At 71.4% G+C, this 20,515-nt stretch carries 21 protein-coding genes; 14 read left to right on the top strand and 7 right to left on the bottom strand.

Annotated elements, in window-relative coordinates:
• The first annotated feature begins 79 nt into the window (after positions 1 to 79).
• Together ACIA8F_RS27400 and ACIA8F_RS27395 are read left to right on the top strand one after the other, a co-directional pair.
• On the top strand, positions 80 to 517 hold the full coding sequence (locus ACIA8F_RS27400; protein ID WP_008738524.1) for a hypothetical protein: 438 nt from the start codon (positions 80 to 82) through the stop codon (positions 515 to 517).
• Positions 518 to 719: 202 nt separating this feature from the next.
• Positions 720 to 1,469, top strand: a complete 750-nt coding sequence (locus ACIA8F_RS27395; RefSeq protein ID WP_399382656.1) for a Mut7-C RNAse domain-containing protein — start codon at positions 720 to 722, stop codon at positions 1,467 to 1,469.
• Positions 1,470 to 1,559: 90 nt separating this feature from the next.
• Here the strand turns inward: ACIA8F_RS27395 and ACIA8F_RS27390 are convergent, their stop codons facing one another.
• A complete protein-coding gene (locus ACIA8F_RS27390) occupies positions 1,560 to 2,057 on the bottom strand; it encodes a hypothetical protein (protein ID WP_399382654.1) in 498 nt (165 codons plus the stop codon).
• A 115-nt stretch (positions 2,058 to 2,172) separates the two neighbouring features.
• Here ACIA8F_RS27390 and ACIA8F_RS27385 point away from each other — a divergent pair, with 115 nt between their 5' ends.
• The gene (locus tag ACIA8F_RS27385; RefSeq protein ID WP_399382652.1) at positions 2,173 to 2,508 is read left to right on the top strand and encodes a YnfA family protein; all 336 of its coding nucleotides are present in this window, start codon (positions 2,173 to 2,175) and stop codon (positions 2,506 to 2,508) included.
• A 62-nt stretch (positions 2,509 to 2,570) separates the two neighbouring features.
• Entirely contained in the window at positions 2,571 to 3,332 is a 762-nt protein-coding gene (locus ACIA8F_RS27380; RefSeq protein ID WP_399382650.1) for an SDR family NAD(P)-dependent oxidoreductase, read from the top strand.
• Between the two features lie 11 nt (positions 3,333 to 3,343).
• Here ACIA8F_RS27380 and ACIA8F_RS27375 read toward each other — a convergent pair whose 3' ends face one another.
• Positions 3,344 to 3,892, bottom strand: coding sequence for a polysaccharide deacetylase family protein (locus tag ACIA8F_RS27375; RefSeq protein WP_399382648.1), 549 nt, complete (start codon positions 3,890 to 3,892; stop codon positions 3,344 to 3,346).
• Between the two features lie 375 nt (positions 3,893 to 4,267).
• On the opposite strand from ACIA8F_RS27375, the gene ACIA8F_RS27370 reads away from it, so the two are divergent.
• Positions 4,268 to 4,852 (top strand): Uma2 family endonuclease, encoded by a 585-nt coding sequence (locus ACIA8F_RS27370; RefSeq protein ID WP_399382647.1) that lies wholly within the window; start codon positions 4,268 to 4,270, stop codon positions 4,850 to 4,852.
• A gap of 67 nt (positions 4,853 to 4,919) precedes the next feature.
• Here the strand turns inward: ACIA8F_RS27370 and ACIA8F_RS27365 are convergent, their stop codons facing one another.
• Complete coding sequence (locus ACIA8F_RS27365) at positions 4,920 to 6,113, bottom strand: RtcB family protein (RefSeq protein ID WP_399382645.1); 1,194 nt, start codon at positions 6,111 to 6,113, stop codon at positions 4,920 to 4,922.
• Positions 6,114 to 6,284: 171 nt separating this feature from the next.
• On the opposite strand from ACIA8F_RS27365, the gene ACIA8F_RS27360 reads away from it, so the two are divergent.
• From ACIA8F_RS27360 to ACIA8F_RS27350, 3 genes are all read left to right on the top strand, one after another.
• Positions 6,285 to 7,157 (top strand): DUF3558 domain-containing protein, encoded by an 873-nt coding sequence (locus ACIA8F_RS27360; RefSeq protein ID WP_399382644.1) that lies wholly within the window; start codon positions 6,285 to 6,287, stop codon positions 7,155 to 7,157.
• A gap of 169 nt (positions 7,158 to 7,326) precedes the next feature.
• Complete coding sequence (locus tag ACIA8F_RS27355; RefSeq protein ID WP_399382642.1) at positions 7,327 to 8,142, top strand: DUF3558 family protein; 816 nt, start codon at positions 7,327 to 7,329, stop codon at positions 8,140 to 8,142.
• Between the two features lie 135 nt (positions 8,143 to 8,277).
• Positions 8,278 to 9,684, top strand: a complete 1,407-nt coding sequence (locus tag ACIA8F_RS27350; RefSeq protein ID WP_399382641.1) for a DUF2637 domain-containing protein — start codon at positions 8,278 to 8,280, stop codon at positions 9,682 to 9,684.
• A gap of 67 nt (positions 9,685 to 9,751) precedes the next feature.
• Here ACIA8F_RS27350 and lysS read toward each other — a convergent pair whose 3' ends face one another.
• On the bottom strand, positions 9,752 to 11,488 hold the full coding sequence (lysS, locus tag ACIA8F_RS27345; protein ID WP_399382640.1) for a lysine--tRNA ligase: 1,737 nt from the start codon (positions 11,486 to 11,488) through the stop codon (positions 9,752 to 9,754).
• A gap of 224 nt (positions 11,489 to 11,712) precedes the next feature.
• Here lysS and argS point away from each other — a divergent pair, with 224 nt between their 5' ends.
• Positions 11,713 to 13,497: an arginine--tRNA ligase gene (gene argS / locus ACIA8F_RS27340; protein WP_399382639.1), complete on the top strand. Its 1,785-nt coding sequence runs from the start codon at positions 11,713 to 11,715 to the stop codon at positions 13,495 to 13,497.
• Positions 13,498 to 13,609: 112 nt separating this feature from the next.
• On the opposite strand, the gene ACIA8F_RS27335 is transcribed toward argS, so the two are convergent.
• A complete protein-coding gene (locus ACIA8F_RS27335) occupies positions 13,610 to 15,325 on the bottom strand; it encodes an FG-GAP-like repeat-containing protein (protein WP_399382638.1) in 1,716 nt (571 codons plus the stop codon).
• A 219-nt stretch (positions 15,326 to 15,544) separates the two neighbouring features.
• Here ACIA8F_RS27335 and ACIA8F_RS27330 point away from each other — a divergent pair, with 219 nt between their 5' ends.
• The gene (locus ACIA8F_RS27330; RefSeq protein WP_399382771.1) at positions 15,545 to 16,339 is read left to right on the top strand and encodes a VOC family protein; all 795 of its coding nucleotides are present in this window, start codon (positions 15,545 to 15,547) and stop codon (positions 16,337 to 16,339) included.
• A 24-nt stretch (positions 16,340 to 16,363) separates the two neighbouring features.
• On the opposite strand, the gene ACIA8F_RS27325 is transcribed toward ACIA8F_RS27330, so the two are convergent.
• Positions 16,364 to 16,708 (bottom strand): ATP-binding protein, encoded by a 345-nt coding sequence (locus ACIA8F_RS27325; RefSeq protein WP_399382636.1) that lies wholly within the window; start codon positions 16,706 to 16,708, stop codon positions 16,364 to 16,366.
• 197 nt (positions 16,709 to 16,905) lie between these two features.
• Between ACIA8F_RS27325 and ACIA8F_RS27320 the strand changes: the two genes are divergently transcribed.
• Positions 16,906 to 17,691, top strand: coding sequence for a Scr1 family TA system antitoxin-like transcriptional regulator (locus ACIA8F_RS27320; protein WP_399382634.1), 786 nt, complete (start codon positions 16,906 to 16,908; stop codon positions 17,689 to 17,691).
• Complete coding sequence (locus ACIA8F_RS27315) at positions 17,688 to 17,867, top strand: DUF397 domain-containing protein (RefSeq protein ID WP_399382632.1); 180 nt, start codon at positions 17,688 to 17,690, stop codon at positions 17,865 to 17,867. The genes ACIA8F_RS27320 and ACIA8F_RS27315 overlap by 4 nt, the downstream gene beginning before the upstream one ends.
• Here the strand turns inward: ACIA8F_RS27315 and ACIA8F_RS27310 are convergent.
• Positions 17,845 to 18,615, bottom strand: a complete 771-nt coding sequence (locus tag ACIA8F_RS27310; protein WP_399382630.1) for a TetR/AcrR family transcriptional regulator — start codon at positions 18,613 to 18,615, stop codon at positions 17,845 to 17,847. The genes ACIA8F_RS27315 and ACIA8F_RS27310 overlap by 23 nt on opposite strands.
• 103 nt (positions 18,616 to 18,718) lie before the next feature.
• Here ACIA8F_RS27310 and ACIA8F_RS27305 point away from each other — a divergent pair, with 103 nt between their 5' ends.
• Positions 18,719 to 19,696, top strand: coding sequence for an ABC transporter ATP-binding protein (locus ACIA8F_RS27305; protein WP_399382629.1), 978 nt, complete (start codon positions 18,719 to 18,721; stop codon positions 19,694 to 19,696).
• On the top strand, positions 19,693 to 20,493 hold the full coding sequence (locus tag ACIA8F_RS27300) for an ABC transporter permease (protein ID WP_399382628.1): 801 nt from the start codon (positions 19,693 to 19,695) through the stop codon (positions 20,491 to 20,493). Before ACIA8F_RS27305 ends, ACIA8F_RS27300 begins: the two co-directional genes overlap by 4 nt.
• Positions 20,494 to 20,515: the final 22 nt, after the last annotated feature.

Here is a 20,515-nt window from a genome sequence, read left to right as displayed (position 1 = left end):
CCGCCGTCGCGCCACGGACGCGGCAGAACACGTACCGGGCCCGACGCAGGACCCCGACGGCTTCCCCAGGGGCCGCGGCATGGGCGTGACCTACAAGTACTTCGGCGCCCCCGACGGGGCCACCGCCGCGCGCGTCCCCGTGACCATGCGGCCCGAGGAGCTCGGCGGCGACGAGCTCGGCATGGGCGGCATGTTCACCAAGATCAAGCCGGAGACCGTCGCGGCGATGGTCCTGACCGGCATCGAGGGCATACCCCTGCACAAGGTGCCCCCGCTGGAGCTCGTCGTCCTCCACCCCGACTACGCCGTCGTGAAACTCCCGATGACCGTCGTCGACCCGCTGCGCGGCATCGGCGAGGAATCGGTCGGCGCCGCCGCCTTCATCTGGTCCACGGTCCCCGACCGCGGCGGACCCCGCGACGCCTTCAACGTCTACCAGCTGCTCCACGAGTGGCAGGATTTCAGCCATCGCCTCCACGAGGCGGGGCACCAGCCGTACTGCCTGGTCTGGCCGTAGGCCGGGGGCCGGCCGGGGCGCCGCTCGGGGCACGGGCCGGGTCGTCGGTCCGGGCGCAGGCCGGGTCATCGGTCCGGGCGCAGGCCGGGTAGTCGGTCCGGGCGTGGGACGAAGGGGGCCGCGCCCAGGGCGCGTACGAAAGCCGGCCCCGGGCGCGTAAATCCGAGGCCCCGCCCCGCCCCCCGATGGCATATTGGGCCCCGTGAACGGACCCGGCATTCAGCTCACCCTCGCCCCCGAACTGCACGTGTTCGCCGCGCCCGCGCGCCGCGGCACCCGCGTGCCGACCACCACCGACGGCGTCTCCAGCCTCGGCCACGTCGTCGAATCGGTCGGCGTCCCGCTCACCGAAGTCGGCCGGATCCTCGTCGACGGCGCCGAGACCCCGCTCGCCCACGTGCCACAGGCCGGCGAATCCGTCGAAGTCTTCGCCGTCGACCGCCCCCAGCACCTCCCCGGCGCGCCCGGCGCCACCCCGCTGCGCTTCCTCCTCGACGTCCACCTCGGCACCCTCGCCCGCCGCCTGCGGCTCCTCGGCGTGGACGCCGCGTACGAGAACGAGGACATCGGCGACCCCGCCCTGGCCACCCGCTCCGCCGCCGAGCAGCGCGTCCTGCTCTCCCGCGACCGCGGACTGCTGCGCCGCCGCGAGCTGTTCGCCGGGGCGTACGTCTACAGCGACAACCCCGACGAGCAGCTCCGCGACATCCTCGGCCGGTTCGCCCCGGCCCTCGCCCCGTGGACCCGCTGCACCGCGTGCAACGGAACCCTGCGCGCGGCAGACAAGGACAGCGTCGGCGACCGGCTGGAGAGCGGCACGCAGCGCTCGTACGAGGTCTTCGCCCAGTGCACCGACTGCGAGCGCGTCTACTGGCGCGGCGCCCACCACGCCCGGCTGGAGCGGATCGTCGACGAGGCCGTGGCCGAGTTCGGCGGCGTGGGCACGCCGTAGCCGCGGGCACTCGCGCCCGGGCCTCCGCGCGCCCCGGCCGACCGTCAGACCGGCCGGCCCGGCCGCCCGCCCGGCCGGCCGCCTGCCCCCTCAGAACGCGTACGAGTCCCCCGTGTCCAGGGCCAGCACCGCGTGCTCGTTGTTGGTGTGGTTCCGGTCGGTCGCGCCGCCGTTCCACCACGTGTCGACCCGTACCACCACCTCCGTGGCCGGCTCCTTCAGCCGCAGCACCAGTCCGATGTGCCGCCCCCGCCCGTGCAGCGGCAGCTCCCCGGTCTCGCACACCACCTCGCGCAGCCCGGCCCGCGCGCAGCCCTCCGCCAGTTCCTGGCGGGCGGCGAGCTCGGCCGACAGCCGCAGCCGTACGGTCGCGTTCGCCAGCGCGGACGGACCCTCGTTCTCCGGGACCAGCAGGATCCGCAGCCGGCCCCCGTCCAGGGCGACCCGCCCGTGATAGGCCACGTCGGCCTCCGGCCCGGCCCCGGCGCGGGCGTTGCCCACCCCGCTCCCCACTCCTCCGAGCAGCACCAGCAGCCCGGCCAACACCACACTCCGTACGGCACCTCGGCGCACCGCGACCACCTCCACGCGCGGACGCTAACCCTCCCGCCCGCCCGATGGTCGGACCATCACACGAACGTGGGCGAGCCCTCCTCCCCCGCGCTCCCCCACTCCCCCATTCGCCCCGCATAGGGTTCCGGCCATGCTCATCGCCCGCTCCGCCGCCCTCTTCGTCCTCGCCGCCCTCCTGGAGATCGGAGGCGCCTGGCTCGTCTGGCAGGGCCTGCGCGAACACCGGGGCTGGGCCTGGATCGGCGCCGGAGTCATCGCACTCGGCCTCTACGGGTTCGCCGCCACCTTCCAGCCCACGGGCGACTTCGCCCGCGTGCTCGCCGCCTACGGCGGGGTCTTCGTCGCCGGATCCCTCCTGTGGGGCGTGGTCGCCGACGGCTACCGGCCCGACCGCTGGGACATCGCCGGCGCCCTGATCTGCCTCGCCGGCACCGCGGTGATCATGTACGCCCCGCGCGGCCGGTGACCTGCGCGGTGACCCGCCTATGCTGGCCAGTACTCACCCGTACGAACGCACGAGGAGCCAGCATGAGCACGGCCACCCGAACCGCCGTAGTCACCGGCGCGAGCAGCGGCATCGGCGCGGCCACCGCCCGGCAGCTCGCCGCGGCCGGCTACCACGTCGTCCTCACCGCCCGCCGCAAGGACCGCATCGAAGCCCTCGCCGCCGAGATCACCGCGGCCGGCCACTCCGCCACCGCCCACGCCCTCGACGTCACCGACCGCACCGCCGTCGACGCCCTCGCCGCCTCGCTCGACCGCTGCGACGTGCTCGTCAACAACGCCGGCGGCGCCATCGGAGCCGACCCCGTCGCCACCGGCGACCCCGCCGACTGGCGCACGATGTACGAGGTCAACGTCATCGGCACGCTCCACGTCACCCAGGCCCTGCTCCCGGCCCTGACCGCCTCGGGCGACGGCACGGTGGTGGTCCTCTCCTCCACCGCCGGCCACGCCACCTACGAGGGCGGCGCCGGCTACGTGGCCGCCAAGAACGGCGCCCGCGTCCTCGCCGAGACCCTCCGCCTGGAGATCGTCGGTCAGCCCGTCCGCGTCATCGAGATCGCCCCCGGCCTGGTCAAGACCGAGGAGTTCGCGAAGACCCGGTTCCGCGGCGACGCGGAGCGGGCGGAGAAGGTCTACGCCGGCGTGGCCGAGCCCCTCTCCGCCGACGACGTGGCCGACACCATCACCTGGGCGGTGACCCGTCCCAGCCACGTCAACATCGACCTCCTGGTGGTCCGCCCCCGCGCCCAGGCCTCGAACACGAAGCTCCACCGCGAGCTGTAGCCGGCAGGCCCTTACGGCACCAGCCCGGCACTCTTCAGGTGCGGCATCAAGGCCGCCGGCTTCAGCCCGGCGGCCTTCGCCGCGTCCAGGGCCCGCTTCAGGTCCGCGCCGAGCGTCGGCGTGAAGTGCAGCAGCACGATGTCACCGGCCTGCAGCTGAGGCGTGGCCGGCGTCTCGCCCCACGTGGTGAAGTCGTGCGTCCACGTGATCAGCGCCTTGACCCCGCACGCCTTGGCGGCCAGCCGCACGTCGTCGTTGACCGTCCCGTAGGGCGGCCGCAGCAGCTTCGGCTCCCGCCCGAAGGCCGCGGCGACCTGCTCCCCGGCCCCGCACACCTCGGCGTCCTTGCCGGCGGCGTCGAGCGAGGTCAGATCGGAGTGATTGACGGTGTGGTTCTCGACGCTCACCGACCGCCCCTGCGCGATCAGCCCGGTGAAGTACTGCGCGTCGTACGAGAACGCCCCCGGCAGCAGGAACAGCGAGGCGGGCACCCGCTGGTCCACGAGCGTCTGCGCGACGGCGGGATCGTGCGCCCACCCGTCGTCAATGGTGATGAACACGACCTTCTCCGAGGTCGGCACATGCGACACGACGGGCGGCAGCCCGACACCCCGCGCCCCCGCAACAGCGGCCGGAGCAGCGGCCCCGGCCCCGGCGGCCCCGGCGGCCTGAGCCCCGCCAACGGTGAGCGACAACGACGCGAACGCGGCAAGCACCGCACGAGATCTCCACATGCGGCACACCTTGGTCTAGACCAACTCCCACCGTCAAGACCCCGGACGACGACTCAAGTCCGCCGAATCCACCTGCGCCTTAACGGAGTTGGCAACTCCGGCCACCCCCCGGGCCGGATGTGCCCGTACGGGTGAAGTCGTGCGAAATGTCGGCGCGCGCGGCTACGCTCCGGAAGCGTGAGCCGTGAAAAGGAGGAAGCTATGGCCGTGATACAGCACGAGACCACGATCGCGGAGGCCGCCGATCGACTCTCCAGGGAGCTTCCCGGACACCGAGTGGAGATTCTCCACGGGAGGCTCACCGTGACACCACCTGCGGACGGGTCACACGCCCTGTCGCTGAGCTGGCTCATCGAGAAGTTCTACGACGCCGGTGCTCGAAAGGCGGGTCTTCGGTACGTCCAAGGCATCGGGCTCTGGCTGCCGACCGGGCCTGACGATTACGCCATCCCGGACTTCTCCCTCGTCGAGGCGGACTTCCGGGACCACAAGGTCGAGAAGAACTGCTTCGCCCCCGACGTCTTCCGACTGGTGATCGAGGTGACTTCGTCCAACTGGGCGGACGACATCGGCACCAAGGCCGAGGGCTACGCCCGGGCCCACGTCCCCGTCTACGTCATCGCCGACCGACACCACGACGAGGCCGTCCTCTGCGCGGACCCGCGCAACGGCAAGTACCGCCTCCGCCAGAGCTACAAACGAGGCACCTCCATCCCACTCCCCGAATCCGTCGGGGTAGCCCTGGAGCTCTCGGTGGACCTCCTCCTCGACGGAGACGAGCCCTGAGACCGCACGCGGAAGGGCTCGGACCGACCTCGGTCCGAGCCCCTCCACCCCCGCCCACCTGCGGGCCTCAGCCCTTGATGCAGATGACCTGCTTCAGCTTGGCGACGACCTTGACGAGGTCCGTCTGCTGGTCGATGACCTGCTCGATCGACTTGTACGCGCCGGGGATCTCGTCCACGACGCCGGAGTCCTTGCGGCACTCCACGCCCTTGGTCTGCTCGGCCAGATCCTTCGCCGAGAACCGCTTCTTCGCCGCCGTCCGGCTCATCTTCCGGCCCGCGCCGTGCGAGGCCGAGTTGAAGGACTTCTCGTTGCCGAGGCCCTTCACGATGTACGAGCCGGTGCCCATGGAGCCGGGGATGATCCCGTAGTCACCGCTGCCGGCGCGGATCGCGCCCTTCCGGGTGACCAGCAGGTCCATGCCGTCGTACCGCTCCTCCGCCACGTAGTTGTGGTGGCAGCTGATCTCCCGCTCGAAGGAGACCTTGGCCTTGCGGAACTCCTTGCGGACGACCTCCTTGAACAGGCTCATCATCGCGGCACGGTTGAACTTCGCGTACTCCTGCGCCCAGAAGAGGTCGTTGCGGTAGTCCTGCATCTCCGGGGTCGCCGCGAGGAACACCGCGAGGTCCCGGTCGACCAGGCCCTGGTTGTGCGCGAGCCCGCGGGCCACGCCGATGTGGAAGTCGGCCAGCTCGTTCCCGATGTTCCGCGAGCCGGAGTGCAGCATCAGCCAGACTGAACCCGACTCATCGAGACAGAATTCGATGAAGTGATTACCGGATCCGAGCGTTCCAATCTGCTTTGTGGCACGTTCCCGCCTGAATTTGACCGCATCACTGATGTAGTCGAAGCGCTTCCACAGATCTTCGAACCCTTCCACCGAGAACCCGTACAGCCGCCCCGGATCCACCGCCTCGCGGTGCATCCCCGCGCCCACCGGGATCGCCTTCTCGATCTGCGAGCGCAGGCCCGACAGGTCGCCCGGGAGGTCGTTCGCGGTCAGGGAGGTCTTCACCGCGGACATGCCGCAGCCGATGTCGACGCCGACCGCCGCCGGGCAGACCGCGTCCTTCATGGCGATGACCGAGCCGACCGTGGCGCCCTTGCCGTAGTGCACGTCCGGCATGACGGCGAGGCCCTTGATCCAGGGGAGGCCGGCGGTGTTCCGGAGCTGGCGCATCGCGCTGTCCTCGACCGACGCCGGGTCGGTCCACATCCGGATGGGAACCTGCTCCCCGGGCACTTCTACGTATGACATTTCACCCTCAACACCCCGTCACCACCACAAAAGTCACTGAACGCAAAAAGCCTCGCTCATGGCCTCAAATACGACATGAGACCGGCGCCGGCACCAGCGTGTGCGATAGACATTGTGTCCATCCGCGCCCCAGCCGCGGCAACGCAATTTCCCGAAGGGAGCCAGTGGAACGTGCAGCGCAAGGTGGTACGAGTACGCCGAGTACGTGGAGTCCTGCCAGCCATCGCGATGCTCACCGCCCTCGCGGCGGGTCTCACCGCCTGCACCGACGGTGGCGGATCCGGAACGACCATCGACGCGAAGGCCGGGGCGAACGCCGGTACGGGCGCCCAGCCCGGCAAGTACCGCAGCCTGCCCATGCCCTGCAAGGCCGCCGACGCCAAGAAGGTCAAGGCGATGCTCCCGGCCGCCGAGGCCCTCGCCCCCGAGGCCCGCGAGGCGCTCTACGCCGGGGTCGCGGATGCCTCCTACGACGCCGACCGGCGCGTCGGCTGCCGCTGGACCGCGCAGACGCCCACCGAGACCCGGCTGCTGTTCGTGGGCTTCGAGCGCGTGGTGTCGTACGACCGGGCCTCCACGAGCGACGACGACAAGGCGCGGCAGGTCTACGGCCGCCAGCTCACCGCCGCCAACCTGCCCGCCCCGGTGCCGTCGTCGAGCCCGACGCCGTCCGGGTCCGGGGCGCCGGCCCCCGGAGCGCCGACGCCGAGCACGGGCGCGAGCACGGGCGCCAGTACGGGACCGGGTGCGAGCGGCGGCCCGAGCGGCGGCCCGAGCGGCAGCGCCTCCCCCGCGCCGGAGCTGGGCTCCCGCGTCCTCGAAGGGCTCGGCAACGAGTCCTTCCTCGACGACAAGCTCGCCGCCGCCGGCGCCTCCGCGGCCCAGGCGCGCACCGTCCGCATTGTGTTCCGTACCTCGAATGTCATCGTCACCGTCGAGTACAGCGTCCAGCCCGCACTGCCCGGCGCGATCCCGCCCAGCGGTGAAACCCAGGACAGGGCACGGCAGTTGGCGCAGGCCCTCGGGGAGCGGTTCAACGAATAGCCGGTCCCGTCCCAGGGGGGCGTGCGAGGCCGTCGTGACGGCGCGCACAGCAGCCGGGCGCCGGGTCGGGCTACGGTTGCTCGGGTCCCGCGCCCGCAAGAGGGACCGAACGAGACCGCCAGCGGGACCGAACGAGACCGCACGAAGACCCACAACGTCTGAAGGAATCATGCACCGATCAGCCTCGCGCCTCACCCGCGTCCTCGCCTGCGCAGCCGTCCCGGTGATCCTCACGGTCGCCGGCTGCTCGTCCGACTCGGGCAAGGAGTCGGGCACCGACAGCGGCAAGAAGTCCGGAGCGTCCTCGTCCGCCGCCCAGCCGAGCGCCAAGCCCTCCAAGGAGGCGCTGGAGAAGGCCGTCTACTCCACCCTGCCGGAGCCCTGCAAGGCGGTCGCCGCGAAGACCGTCGAGACGATCGTCCCCAAGGCGAAGGACCCCAACGGCACCGCCGCCAAGTCCAACGACCTCGCCAGCCGTGCCACCTGCACCTGGAACGGCCTGGACGAGGCCGGTCTGAAGGGCTCGCAGTACCGCTGGCTCTCGATCTCCCTGGTCCGCTACGACTCCCTCGCCTCGGTCGGCACCGGCAGCAAGCGCGCCGAGGGCGAGTACGCCAAGCAGGTCGAGAAGGCGAAGGCCGTCGAGGGCGCGGAGAACGTGAAGCCGGAGGAGGCGGGCGGCATCGGCGACCAGGCCACCTCCGTCACCTTCACCACGAAGAAGGACGGCGACTTCTTCAACACCTCGATCATCGCCCGCACCCACAACGTGGTCGTCACCCTCGACTACAACGGCACGGCCTACGAAGGCGCGGCCGCTCCGGACCAGGCCAAGCTGCTCCAGGACGCCATCGCGGCGACGAAGGAGACCGTGGCCTCGATCGCGGCCGCCAACGAGGCGAAGGCGCCCGAGCAGTCGGCGCAGCCCGAGCAGCCGGCGCAGCCCGAGCAGCCGGCGCAGCAGCCCTCGCCTTCGAACTCCTAGCGCTTCAGGGCGCAGTGCGCCGTCGGCGGTCCGGACCCGGGGCCCGCAGGCCCTGGTCCGGACCGCTGGCGTCCCCTTGCCCGTACGCGCGTACGCTGTGCCCTGCCGTAGCTCGACAAGGGGAGGGGATCGCGGGTGGCCGCGATGCAGCTGACTCGTACGCACCGGATATTGATCGGTGTGGTGGTCGCCGGAGCCGTCGTCATCGCGGGGATCGGTTTCGCCGGTTCGTACTCCGCCGTGCGCGCCCTGGCCCTGAAGAAGGGCTTCGGTTCCTTCTCGCTGGTCTTCCCGATCGGCATCGACATGGGCATCTGCGTCCTGCTCGCGCTGGACCTGCTGCTGACGTGGATCCGGATCCCGTTCCCGCTGCTGCGCCAGACGGCGTGGCTGCTGACGGCGGCAACGATCGCCTTCAACGGCGCGGCCGCCTGGCCCGACCCGCTCGGGGTCGGGATGCACGCGGTGATCCCGATCCTGTTCGTGGTCACCGTGGAGGCCGCCCGGCACGCGGTGGGCCGGATCGCGGACATCACCGCCGACCGGCACATGGAGGGCGTCCGCCTCACGCGCTGGCTGCTCTCCCCGGTGCCCACCTTCAAGCTGTGGCGCCGGATGAAGCTGTGGGAGCTGCGCTCCTACGAGCAGGCCGTCGGCATGGAGCAGGACCGGCTGATCTACCAGGCCCGCCTGCAGGCGCGCTACGGCCGTGCCTGGCGCCGCAAGGCTCCCGTCGGGGCGCTGATGCCGCTGCGGCTGGCCCGCATAGGGGTTCCCCTCGCGCAGACGGCCCCCGAGGGCCTGGCGGCGGCGGGCATCGACCCGCTGCTCATCCCGCCGCCCCCGGCCGCGGACCCGGCGGCTCCGGCCCTGCCGGCGGGCGCCGAGGGCCCGCAGCAGGCGGCCGCCGGTGCGACCGCGCTCACGGCCCCTGCCCCGGCCGCTGCCGCTGCCCCTGCCGAAGCCGAGGCCGACGGCGCGCAGCAGCAGCACCAGCTCGCCGGGCCCGGGCCGCAGTACGCGGAGGGTCCGGGCGGGGTGCCGGTCGCGCAGGGTCACCCCGACGGGCCCGCCTTCGTGGTGGACCCGACGGCGATGCCGGCGGCGCACAACAGCGCCTGGTTCGCGGCGCCCCGCGCGCCGCAGGCCGCGTACGAGGGCGGCTACAACCCGCAGTACGTCGAGGGCCTGGAGCCGACACCGGTGATGCCCCCGACCGGCCCGGAGCTCCAGGAGCAGGAGCAGCAGGAGCAGCCGCGGGAAGAGCCGGAGCTGCGGGTACCGGGCCCCCGCCAGGAGGAGGTCTTCGCCGAGGGCGAGCCGCCGAGCGACGACGACGTGAAGTTCGCGGAGGCGGCGTACGAGGTCTTCCGGTCGCACCTGGAGGAGAACGGCGAGGTACTGACCGCCGAGCAGATCGACATACTGCTGGCCGACCGGTACGGCGTGGTGCATCCGCGCAGCGCCTCGCTGATCCGCAAGATCTTCCCGCAGCTCAAGCAGCGCTACCAGACCGAGCTGGAGAACGAGCACATCGCGTAGCCCCGTAGGCCCCGGACACGGGAAGGGCCCGCACCCCCTGGGGGGTGCGGGCCCTTCTCACGTGCACTCAGACGGCGAGCAGCTTGCGCACCCGGTCCGCCCCGACCGCGAGCAGCAGGGTGGGCAGGCGGGGTCCGGTCTCCCGGGTCACGAGCAGGCGGTACAGCAGCGCGAAGAAGGTGCGCTGCGCGACCTTGAGCTCCGGCGTCGGCTTGGCGTCCGGCTCCAGGCCGGCCATCACCTTCGGCACGCCGTAGACGAGCGTGGTGAGCCCGTCGAGGGACCAGTGCGAGTCGAGCCCGTCGACGAGGCGGCGCAGGGACTCGCGGCCCTCGTCGTCGAGGGAGGACAGGAGCTCGGCGTCGGGCTCCTCGCGCACCAGGGTGCGCTGGTCGGCCGGGACCTGGGTGGTGATCCAGTTCTCGGCCCGGTCCAGGCGCGGGCGGACCTCGTCGAGGGAGGTCAGCGGCCGGTCGGGCTCCAGGTCGCTGAGGATGCGCAGGGTCTGCTCGTCGTGTCCGCCGGTGATGTCGACGACCGAGGCGAGCGTCCGGTACGCCATGGGGCGCGGGGTGCGCGGCAGCTCGTGGGAGGCGACGCGTACGGCGCGGGCGTGGGCGGCGGCGTCGGCGGGCAGGACGGTGCCGTCGGCGACCTTGGCCTCCAGCTTGTCCCACTCGTCGTAGAGCCGCTGGATCTCCTGGTCGAAGGCGATCTTGAAGGACTGGTTGGGCTTGCGGCGGGCGTAGAGCCAGCGCAGCAGCTGGGGCTCCATGATCTTCAGCGCGTCGGCCGGGGTGGGGACCCCGCCCTTGCTGGAGGACATCTTGGCCATGCCGCTGATGCCGACGAAGGCGTACATCGGGCCGATGGGCTGCTCGCCGCCGAAGATGCCGACGATCTGGCCGCCGACCTGGAAGGAGGAGCCGGGCGAGGAGTGGTCGACGCCGGAGGGCTCGAAGATCACGCCCTCGTAGGCCCAGCGCATGGGCCAGTCGACCTTCCAGACCAGCTTGCCGCGGTTGAACTCGCTGAGCTTGACCGTCTCGGTGAACTCGTCCTCGGTGCAGACGTAGGTCAGTTCGGTGGTCTCGTCGTCGTAGGACGTCACCTTGGTGAAGTCCTTGCCGCACTCGGCGCAGTAGGGCTTGTACGGGAAGTACTCGGTGCCCTCCGCGCTGCCGTCGTCCTCGGCGGCCGCGCCCGAGCCCTCGGCGGCTTCCAGCTCGGCCTCGTCGACCTGCTTCTGCTGCGGCTTCTTGCCGCCGGGCTTCTGCTTGGTCCGGTACTGGTCGAGGATCGCGTCGATGTCGCCGCGGTGCTTCATCGCGAACAGCACCTGCTCGCGGTAGGTGCCGGCGGTGTACTGCTCGGTCTGGCTGATCGGGTCGTACTCGACGCCCAGCTCGGCCAGGGCCTCGACCATGGCGGCCTTGAAGTGCTCGGCCCAGTTCGGGTACGCGGATCCGGCCGGGGCGGGCACGGCGGTCAGCGGGCGGCCGATGTGCTGGGCCCAGGACTCGTCGATGCCGGGGACTCCGGCCGGGACCTTGCGGTACCGGTCGTAGTCGTCCCAGGAGATCAGGTGGCGGACCTCGTGGCCGCGGCGGCGGATCTCGTCGGCGACCAGGTGCGGGGTCATGACCTCGCGGAGGTTGCCGAGGTGGATCGGGCCGGAGGGGGAGAGGCCGGACGCGACGACGATGGTTTTGCCCGGGGCTCGGCGCTCCGCCTCGGCGATGACCTCGTCCGCGAAACGGGAGACCCAGTCGGTCTCGGTGCTGCTCGGGGCGCTCTGAGCCACGACACGTCCTTCGTTCTCGAATGCTGGCTTCTCGCCATTCTCCCAGACAGAACGGAGCGCTCTGTGGTTCATCGGCGCCCCCTGGCCGCCGGGTGGCCGCCGGGTGGCCGCCGGTATATCCCGGGATGTGGACAGCCCTCGCGTGGGATACTCGGTCCTTGTCCGAAACCCCAACCGAAACCCCCAGTGCACGCTCGGGCACGACCTCACAGGAACGGCAGCTCATGGCCTCGGTCCCTTCCCTCGCTTCCTCCGTCAACCAGCGCGTCGCCGACGCACTCGCCTCCGCCCTGCCGGACGCCGGTGCGAGCGACCCGCTGCTGCGACGAAGCGACCGGGCCGACTTCCAGGCCAACGGCATCCTGGCGCTCGCGAAGAAGGCCAAGGCCAACCCGCGCGAGCTGGCGACCACGGTGGTCGAAGGCATCGACACCGGTGACCTGATCCAGGAGATCGAGGTCTCGGGCCCCGGCTTCCTCAACATCACCATCACCGACAAGGCGATCGTCGAGACCCTGGCGGCCCGCGCCGCCGACGACCGCCTCGGCGTGCCGCTCGCCGCGAAGCCGGGTACGACGGTGATCGACTACGCGCAGCCGAACGTGGCCAAGGAGATGCACGTCGGCCACCTGCGGTCGGCGGTCATCGGTGCGGCCATGGTCGAGATCCTCGAATTCACCGGCGAGAAGGTGGTCCGGCGCCACCACATCGGCGACTGGGGCACCCAGTTCGGCATGCTCATCCAGTACCTGCTGGAGCACCCGCACGAGCTGGACCACAAGGCGGAGGACGGCGCCGAGGTCACGGAGGTCTCCGGCGAGGAGGCCATGTCCAACCTGAACCGCCTCTACAAGGCCTCGCGCACGCTCTTCGACTCCGACGAGGAGTTCAAGACGCGGGCCCGGGCCCGGGTGGTGGACCTCCAGGCCGGCGAGCCGGAGACGCTGGCGCTGTGGCAGCGGTTCGTGGACGAGTCGAAGATCTACTTCTACTCCGTCTTCAACAAGCTGGACATGGACATCCAGGACCCCGACGTCATCGGCGAGTCGGGCTACAACGACATGCTGGTGGAGACCTGCAAGCTGCTGGAGGACTCGGGCGTGGCCGTCCGTTCCAACGGCGCGCTCTGCGTGTTCTTCGACGACGTCAAGGGTCCGGACGGCAACCCGACCCCGCTGATCGTCCAGAAGTCGGACGGCGGCTTCGGCTACGCCGCGACCGACCTCTCGGCGATCCGCGACCGGGTGGGCGAGCTGGGCGCGACCACCCTCCTCTACGTGGTGGACGCGCGGCAGTCCCTGCACTTCAAGATGGTCTTCGAGACGGCCCGCCGGGCCGGCTGGCTGAACGAGGACACCAAGGCCGTGCAGCTGGCCTTCGGCACCGTGCTGGGCAAGGACGGCAAGCCGTTCAAGACCCGTGAGGGCGAGACGGTGCGGCTGGTGGACCTGCTCGACGAGGCCGTCGAGCGGGCGACCGCCGTGGTCCGCGAGAAGGCGGAGAAGGTCGGCCTGACCGAGGCGGAGATCGTCGAGAACGGCCAGTACGTGGGCATCGGCGCCGTGAAGTACGCGGACCTGTCCACCTCGGCCGCGCGCGACTACAAGTTCGACCTGGACCAGATGGTCTCGCTGACCGGTGACACGTCCGTGTACCTGCAGTACGCGTACGCCCGGATCGGCTCGATCATTCGCCGGGCGGGCGACCGCAAGCCGGTCGCGCACCCGGAGCTGGAGCTGGCCCCGGCCGAGCGTGCGCTGGGCCTGCACCTGGACCACTTCGGCGAGCTGATCGGCGAGGCGGCCGCGGAGTACGCCCCGCACAAGGTGGCGGCGTACCTGTACCAGCTGTCCTCGCTGTTCGCGACGTTCTACGAGCAGTGCCCGGTCGTGAAGCCCGAGCCCGAGCTCGTCGTCGGCGAGAACCGGCTGTTCCTGTGCGAGCTGACGGCCCGCACCCTCAGCAAGGGCATGTCCCTCCTCGGCATCCGCACCCCCGAGAAGCTCTGACCCGAGAGTCTCTGACCCGAGGATCTCTGACCCGAGGATCTCCGAACCGCACGAAAGGGGCCCCGGGGAACGCGCTCAGCGTGTTCCCCGGGGCCCCTTCGGCACATCCCCGCTAGCTGATCGCGCGGATCGTGTTCCAGCCGCTCGCGCCGACCGTGGTGCGGGTCCCGTCCACCGGGTTGCCCGCGCCGTTGGTCTCGCCGGCGTAGAACATCAGCGTGCCGGTGCCTTCGTTCGTGGTCGCCCACAGGTCCGCGATCCCGTTGCCGTCGGCGTCGCCCGCACCGGCCAGCAGCGGCCGGTTGCCGGTCCCGTAGCCGTGGCCGTACTCGGTGCGCTCGCCGAAGGTGCCGTCGCCCCGGCCCCGGTAGAGCCACAGCTTCTCGTCGTTCGCGTCGCGCGCGAACAGGTCGGCCCTGCCGTCGTGGTCGGCGTCGCCGGCCGCGCTCAGGCTCATCGGGGACCAGCCGCGCAGGCCGATCTGGACGCCGGACTTCACGCCGGGGTTGGCGGCCGGGTCGCCCGCGTACAGCCACAGGGCGTCCCCGAGGGTGGCGATCACGTCCGGGTAGCCGTCGCCGGTGGCGTCGCCGACGCTGACGACGCGGGAGTCGGTCGGGAAGCCGGTGCCGATGCGGACCGGGGAGGCCAGGGTGCCGTCGCCGCGGTTCGGGTAGACGCGCAGTTCGCTGCCGACCCGGGCCACGATGTCCTCGGTGCCGTTGCCGGTCCAGTCACCGCGGTGGGAGACCGAGGCTCCGGCCCAGCCGCCGCTGCCGATCTCGGCCGGGCTGCCGGTGACGGAGCCGTCGCCCTGGCCCGCGTAGAGGCGGAGCTTGCCCGCGTCGTCGACGGCGACCAGATCGGACCGGCCGTCACCGTTCATGTCGCCGACCGCCGGGGCGCCGCGCAGCACGGCGGTGACGGGGGCGTGGTCGGAGACGCCGTTGGGGGTCACGCCCGCCTGGTTCGGGGTGGTGTCCATCCGCGCCGAGTCGATGGCGCAGGAGGCGAAGCGGCTCGCGCCGGCCGCCTTCGTGGTGAAGAGGTGGTCGAGCTTGTTCCAGGAGTGCCCGCCGGTGCCGACCGTGTCCCAGCCGTGGTACGTGTACCCGTCGATGCAGTTGTCGTAGGCGCTGGTCAGCGTCTCCATCCCGGTGGCGGCCGCGTTGCGGTTGAAGTCGCCGCCCAGCACGGTGCCGCCGGGGGCGTGCGCGTCCACGAACGCCTTGACGTTCTTGATCTGCTGGGCGGCGCGGCCCGCCTGTCCCGGAATGATGTGGGTGGTGCAGGGCGTGGTGCTCCAGCCCTCCACGGCCACGCACAGCGCCGGGAGGGTCTGTGCGTCGTCCGGGGAGTCGGGCAGCGTGTCCTGGGACCAGGAGTCGGTGACGGTCCCCTTCACGGCCAGCAGGATGCCGAGGTCGCCGGTCAGGCCCCCGCGGCAGTCGGTGCGGCCGTCGGGCCGCGCGCCCTTGGCGTGCCGGATGGACCATGCGGCGCCGAGGCGCTCCTGGAGCAGCGCCATGTGGCTGCCGGCGGCGCCGCCGCAGACCTCCTGGAGCATGACCACGGTGGCCCGCCGCTCGTCGACGACCTTCTTGACCTCGTCCATCTTCGCGGCGGGCTCGTTCCGGGAGGGACAGAAGCCGTCCACCCCGCGGGGGCTGCCCGCCTCTCCGCAGATGTTCCAGGACACGACCCGGATCTCGTTCTGCGCCGGGGGCGCGGCCTGGGCGGCCGGCGCGGCGACCAGCGCGGTGCCCAGCGTCGCGACGGCCGCCGCGACGGACACGAGCGCCCGTATGGACCTCTTGGATCCCTGCATTTCCCACCCCTTGCGTGACGGATGCCCGGCGGAACTCCCGCCGGGCAACGTCTCCATGGTCACGGGTGGTCGTCCCCGGGCCACGGGCAGGGTCGGGGAACAACCACCCCACGCCCAAGGACCGCTTTCACCCGAACAGCCCGGTTGGGGTGCTATGCCCCGGGTAGGGGACGGCCCGTCCATCCCCTACCCACCCCCACGGAGGGCCCCGTGCCCGACATGAACGGTCCCTACAAGCCCGGCACCCCCTGCTGGATCGACCTGATGGTTCCCGACCAGCAGGCCGCCATCGACTTCTACGCCGACCTCTTCGGCTGGCAGGGCGAGATCGGCCCGCCCGAGACCGGCGGGTACTCCGTCTGCACGCTCAAGGGCAAGCCGGTCGCCGGGATCATGAAGGCGATGAACCCGGACGGCTCCGTCCCCGACCCGATGCCCCCGACTGTGTGGACCACCTACCTGGCCACGGACGCCATCGACGCCACCCTCAAGTCCGTCACCGATGCGGGCGGCACGGCCGTCATGCCCCCGATGGACGTCATGGACCTCGGGCGGATGGCCGTCATCGCCGACCCGACCGGCGCCGTCGTCGGCCTGTGGCAGGCGGGCACCTTCGACGGGGCCGGCATCGTCAACGAGCACGGCGCGCTCATCTGGAACGAGCTGAGCACCAGCGACATCGCGGCGGCGTCGGCGTTCTACAGCGCCGTCCTCCCCGTCACCACGACCCCGTCCGAGATGCCGGAGGCCGCCGGGTACACGGAGTTCCAGGTCGACGGCCGTGCGGTGGCCGGAATGATGGACCTGACGAACCTCCCGCCGGGCACCCCGCCGAACTGGATCCCGTACTTCAGCGCCGACGACGTCGACGAGATCCAGGCCGCCGCCACCCGCGCCGGAGGCAACGTCATCGCCCCCGCCTTCGACATGGCGGCCGGCCGCATGGCCGTCCTGACCGACCCCCAGGGCGCCGTCTTCGCCGTGATCAAGGCCCGCCCGGAGATCGTCGACTGACGGTCGCCGAGCCGCAGGACGGGTTCAGCAGCAGCGGAACTCGCACCAGACGACCTTGCCCGGCGCCCGGGGCAGCACGCCCCAGGCGTCGGCGAGGGCGCCCACGAGCACGAGCCCCCGTCCGGGTGACCCTTCCCGGATCCGCGACAGCCCGGGGCCGCTGTCGTGAACCTCGACGCGGACGGTCCCGTCGTACGTGAGCAGCCGCAGCAGGTAGCCCCGGCCGCGCGGGACCCCGTACCGCAGCGCGTTGGTCGCCAGCTCGCTCACGCAGAGCAATGTGTCGTCCTGCCGGGAGGCCCGGCCCCACGCGGCCAAGGTGTCACGTGTGAAGTGGCGGGCAGAGCTGATGGTTTGGGGTGAGCGCACGTAGAGGCGCTCCTGAACCAGGGCGGGTTGAGTATGCAGATTCACGTGCCGATCGTCGCGTTACGTGACTAGCGTGTGGCTGAGCGCCAACCCGTACTCAGTGATGAGTACGGGTTGGCACGGGGTAGTTCAGCCGCGAGGGTGGGGAGTTCATCGTCATGCCACCGAGGAAACGCGCACGGCCGAACGCGACGACCATGAAGATGGTCGGGAGGATGGTGGCCGCGGCCCGGATCGCCAAGAACCTGACACAGAAGCAGCTTGGCGTGTTGGTGCAGCTGGACGAAGAGACCATCGCATCCATCGAGCAGGGGCGGCGGACGTTGATGCCGAACGTCGCGGAGCTCATGGATCAGCACTTGGGCCTCCCAGGACTGCTGACCGTCGCTGCTCACGGGATGCCCGAAAGGGATCCCACGCCCACCTGGTCCGACGAGTACATGGACCTGGAGAAGGACGCCATCGCGTTCTCCTGGTACGAGGTCGGCGTACTGCCAGGGCTCCTCCAGACCGAGAACTACATGCGGGCCCTGTTCCGCGGTCGCGTCCCAGCCTTCCTTCAGGAGGAGATCGAAACCCTGACATCCCGCCGACTGGCCCGGACCGAGCTCCTACACTGCGAGCGGCCGCCGAGCCTTTCCTTCGTGGTCTCGGAAGGCGCTCTCCGCGACCGCATCGGTGGGAACGCCGTCTACGCCGAGCAAGTGCGCCATCTGCTCACGTGCATGGAGTTGCCGCATGTCACGCTCCAGGTACTGCCCTTTGGCCAGACGTCCCATCCCGGCCTCTCTGGTTCATTCGTCATGCTGGAAACGCCGGACCACGAACACCGCACCTACGTCGAATCCCAGCGCAGCAGCCAGCGCGTCACCCATCCCGACGACATCAGCATCCTGACCCTGCGGTATGCAATGCTGCGAACTCAGGCCCTCAACGCCGAAGAGACCGCGTCCTTTTTGGGCCGTCTGCTAGGAGAGCTATGAGCACTGCGCCGAGGTGGTTCAAGTCCAGCTACAGCACCGACGAAGGCGACGCTTGCATTGAGGTCGCGACCAGCGCGACCCACGTCCACGTCCGGGACTCGAAGGTCCAGAACGGCCCCGTCCTGGACCTGGCCCCCGCGGCCTGGGCCGCCCTCACGGAGTGGACCGCTCGCTGATCAGCGCGGCCAGGCCGTCCAGGATGCGGTCCAGGCCGAAGCGGAACTGGAAGTCCGGCTCGTCCGCGCCCGAGAACGCGTCGGATTCCAGCAGGCGGGTCACCCCCGGGTGGGTGTCGGGGGCGGTCATCAGCCGCAGGGTGCGTACGTACTGGCCCAGGACCTGGTCCGGTGAGACGCCAGCCTTCACGATGGCGTCCATCATGTCCGCGACCATCGTCGCCTCGTTGCGGACCAGGCCGCCGATCAGGATGATCGCCGAGACCTTCTCGCCCTCCCTCAGGGCCGCACCGGCCATCGCCGCGAGTCCGCGTTCCATCCAGGCGAGCTGGTTCGGGCTGACCGGCGCTCCGGTGAGCGGGATGCGCACGATCCAGGAGTTGGCCATCAGGACGGCCCGCTGCGCGTACGCCCACTCCGCCAGCAGCTCCCGCCAGCCGGAAACCCCGGAGGGCTCCGGCGGGGTGCCGACGCCGGCGTCGGCCATCAGGATGTAGAGCTCTTCCTTCGCCGTGACGTACCGGTAGAGGGACATCGTCGAGACGCCGAGTTCCTTGGCCACCCGCCCCATCGAGACGGCGTCCATGCCCTCCGCGGCGGCCAGCGCCACCGCCGCCTCCACGATCCGGGCCAGGGTCAGCGTGGGCCGCGGGCCCTTGCCGGGGCGTTCGCGCAGGCCCCAGGCCATTTCCAGGCTCGCCGGAAGCCCGGTGCCTGCCACCGGTTCCCTCTCCGGCTCCTTCGCCATGGCCGCCCGCTCCCGCCTTCGTCGTTGACCCACATCCTAGTTCTGTGTATTACTTACACAGAAGCGCGTACTACATACGCAGAAGAAGGGAGCGTGGTCCGCGATGGCCACGAACGACCTCGGCATCCACGCCACCGGCCTGACCAAGTCCTACGGCGGACTCCGCGTCCTCGACGGCATCGACCTCGCCGTCCCGCGCGGCAGCGTCCTGGCCCTCCTCGGCCCCAACGGCGCCGGGAAGACCACCACCGTCCGGATCCTGGCCACCCTCACCGCACCCGACCCCGGCTCCGGCACCGCCCGCGTCGCCGGGTACGACATCACCGCCGACCGCGCCCGCGTCCGCCGGCGCATCAGCCTCACCGGGCAGTTCGCCGCCGTCGACGACCTCCAGACCGGCACCGAGACCCTCCGCATGGCGGGCCGCCTGCGCGGGCTCTCCGCCCGCGCCGCCCGGGACCGCGCCGACGAACTCCTCGCCCGCTTCGGGCTCACCGAAGCCGCCGGACGCACCGCGAAGACCTACTCGGGCGGCATGCGCCGCCGCCTCGACCTCGCCGCGAGCCTGGTCGCCCGGCCCGAGGTGATCTTCCTGGACGAGCCCACCGCCGGGCTCGACCCGCGCAGCCGCCAGGACCTGTGGGAGCTCGTACGGGAACTGCGCGCCGACGGCACAAGCGTGCTCCTCACCACCCAGTACCTGGAGGAGGCCGACCGGCTCGCCGACCGCGTGGCAGTGCTGGCCGGCGGCCGGATCGCCGCCGAAGGCGCCCCCGCGGAGCTCAAGTCCCGGGTGGCGGGCCACCGCCTCGACCTGACCCTCGCCGACCGGGCCGCCTACGACGCCCTGGCCCCGCGCGCGGCCCGGCTCGCGGCGGGGGACGCAGACGGCGCCTCCGCGGAGGGCCTGGCCCTGGCCCCGGAGGAGCTCGGCCTCAGCCTGCCCACCGACGGCAGCGCCGCCCACATCCGGTCCCTGCTCGACGCGCTCGACCCGGACCGCACGGCCGTGGACCGCTTCACGGTCCGCGGCGCCACCCTCGACGACGTGTTCCTCACCCTGACGGGAGCCGCTCCATGACCACTCCCCTGACCGCCCCCGTGGCCTCCTCCTCGACGGCCCGCCCCGGCACCACCGCGACGGCCCACGCCCTCGCCGCCCGCTGCCTGCGCATCAGCCGCCGCCAACCGGACGTCCTGATCGGCGCGTTGATGCTGCCGGTCATGCTGATGCTGATCTTCGTCTACTTCTTCGGCGGAGCCATCGACACCGGGACGGCGTACGTCACCTACGTGGTCCCGGGAGCGATGCTGCTCTGCGCGGGCTTCGGCGCGGCGAACACCGCCGTCAGCGTCGCCACCGACATGAAGGAAGGCGTGATCGACCGCTTCCGGTCCCTGGACATCGGCGGCATCCCGATCCTGGCCGGGCACGTCGCGGCCTCGGTCCTGCGCAACCTCGTGTCCACCGGCCTGGTCCTGGCCGTCGCCCTCGCCATCGGCTTCCGCCCCCAGGCCTCGCTGCCCGGCTACCTGGCCGCGGCCGCGCTCCTGGTCGCGTACATCACCGCGATCTCCTGGCTGGCCGCGACGCTCGGGCTGCTCGCCGGCAGTCCGGAGGCGGCGGGCGGCTTCACCTTCCTGATGATGTTCCTGCCGTACCCGTCCAGCGCATTCGTCCCCATCGACACCATGCCCGGCTGGCTCCACGGCTTCGCCGACCACCAGCCGCTCACCCCGGTGATCGAATCCCTCCGGGCCCTGCTCCTCGCCCGGCCCGCCGGCGACGCCCCCTGGGTGGCCCTGGCCTGGTGCGCGGGCATCGGCCTGGTGTCCGTAGCCCTGTCGGCCGTCGTCTTCGAACGGCGGACGCGGTAGGCCGGCTTGCGGAGCGGCAGCG

The organism is Streptomyces sp. NPDC051563, from assembly GCF_044454225.1.
GTDB lineage: Bacteria > Actinomycetota > Actinomycetes > Streptomycetales > Streptomycetaceae > Streptomyces.
This window is presented reverse-complemented; position numbering and strand designations above follow the sequence as displayed.

Bases quoted from the DNA above. Each gene is read 5' to 3' on its own strand.
- ACIA8F_RS27400 (WP_008738524.1), top strand. From the start codon at position 80: ATGGGCGTGACCTACAAGTACTTCGGCGCCCCCGACGGGGCCACCGCC.
- ACIA8F_RS27385 (WP_399382652.1), top strand. From the start codon at position 2,173: ATGCTCATCGCCCGCTCCGCCGCCCTCTTCGTCCTCGCCGCCCTCCTG.
- ACIA8F_RS27380 (WP_399382650.1), top strand. From the start codon at position 2,571: ATGAGCACGGCCACCCGAACCGCCGTAGTCACCGGCGCGAGCAGCGGC.
- ACIA8F_RS27370 (WP_399382647.1), top strand. From the start codon at position 4,268: ATGGCCGTGATACAGCACGAGACCACGATCGCGGAGGCCGCCGATCGA.
- ACIA8F_RS27365 (WP_399382645.1), bottom strand. From the start codon at position 6,113: ATGTCATACGTAGAAGTGCCCGGGGAGCAGGTTCCCATCCGGATGTGG.
- ACIA8F_RS27355 (WP_399382642.1), top strand. From the start codon at position 7,327: ATGCACCGATCAGCCTCGCGCCTCACCCGCGTCCTCGCCTGCGCAGCC.
- argS (WP_399382639.1), top strand. From the start codon at position 11,713: ATGGCCTCGGTCCCTTCCCTCGCTTCCTCCGTCAACCAGCGCGTCGCC.
- ACIA8F_RS27335 (WP_399382638.1), bottom strand. From the start codon at position 15,325: ATGCAGGGATCCAAGAGGTCCATACGGGCGCTCGTGTCCGTCGCGGCG.
- ACIA8F_RS27330 (WP_399382771.1), top strand. From the start codon at position 15,545: ATGAACGGTCCCTACAAGCCCGGCACCCCCTGCTGGATCGACCTGATG.
- ACIA8F_RS27320 (WP_399382634.1), top strand. From the start codon at position 16,906: ATGAAGATGGTCGGGAGGATGGTGGCCGCGGCCCGGATCGCCAAGAAC.
- ACIA8F_RS27315 (WP_399382632.1), top strand. From the start codon at position 17,688: ATGAGCACTGCGCCGAGGTGGTTCAAGTCCAGCTACAGCACCGACGAA.
- ACIA8F_RS27310 (WP_399382630.1), bottom strand. From the start codon at position 18,615: ATGGCGAAGGAGCCGGAGAGGGAACCGGTGGCAGGCACCGGGCTTCCG.
- ACIA8F_RS27305 (WP_399382629.1), top strand. From the start codon at position 18,719: ATGGCCACGAACGACCTCGGCATCCACGCCACCGGCCTGACCAAGTCC.
- ACIA8F_RS27300 (WP_399382628.1), top strand. From the start codon at position 19,693: ATGACCACTCCCCTGACCGCCCCCGTGGCCTCCTCCTCGACGGCCCGC.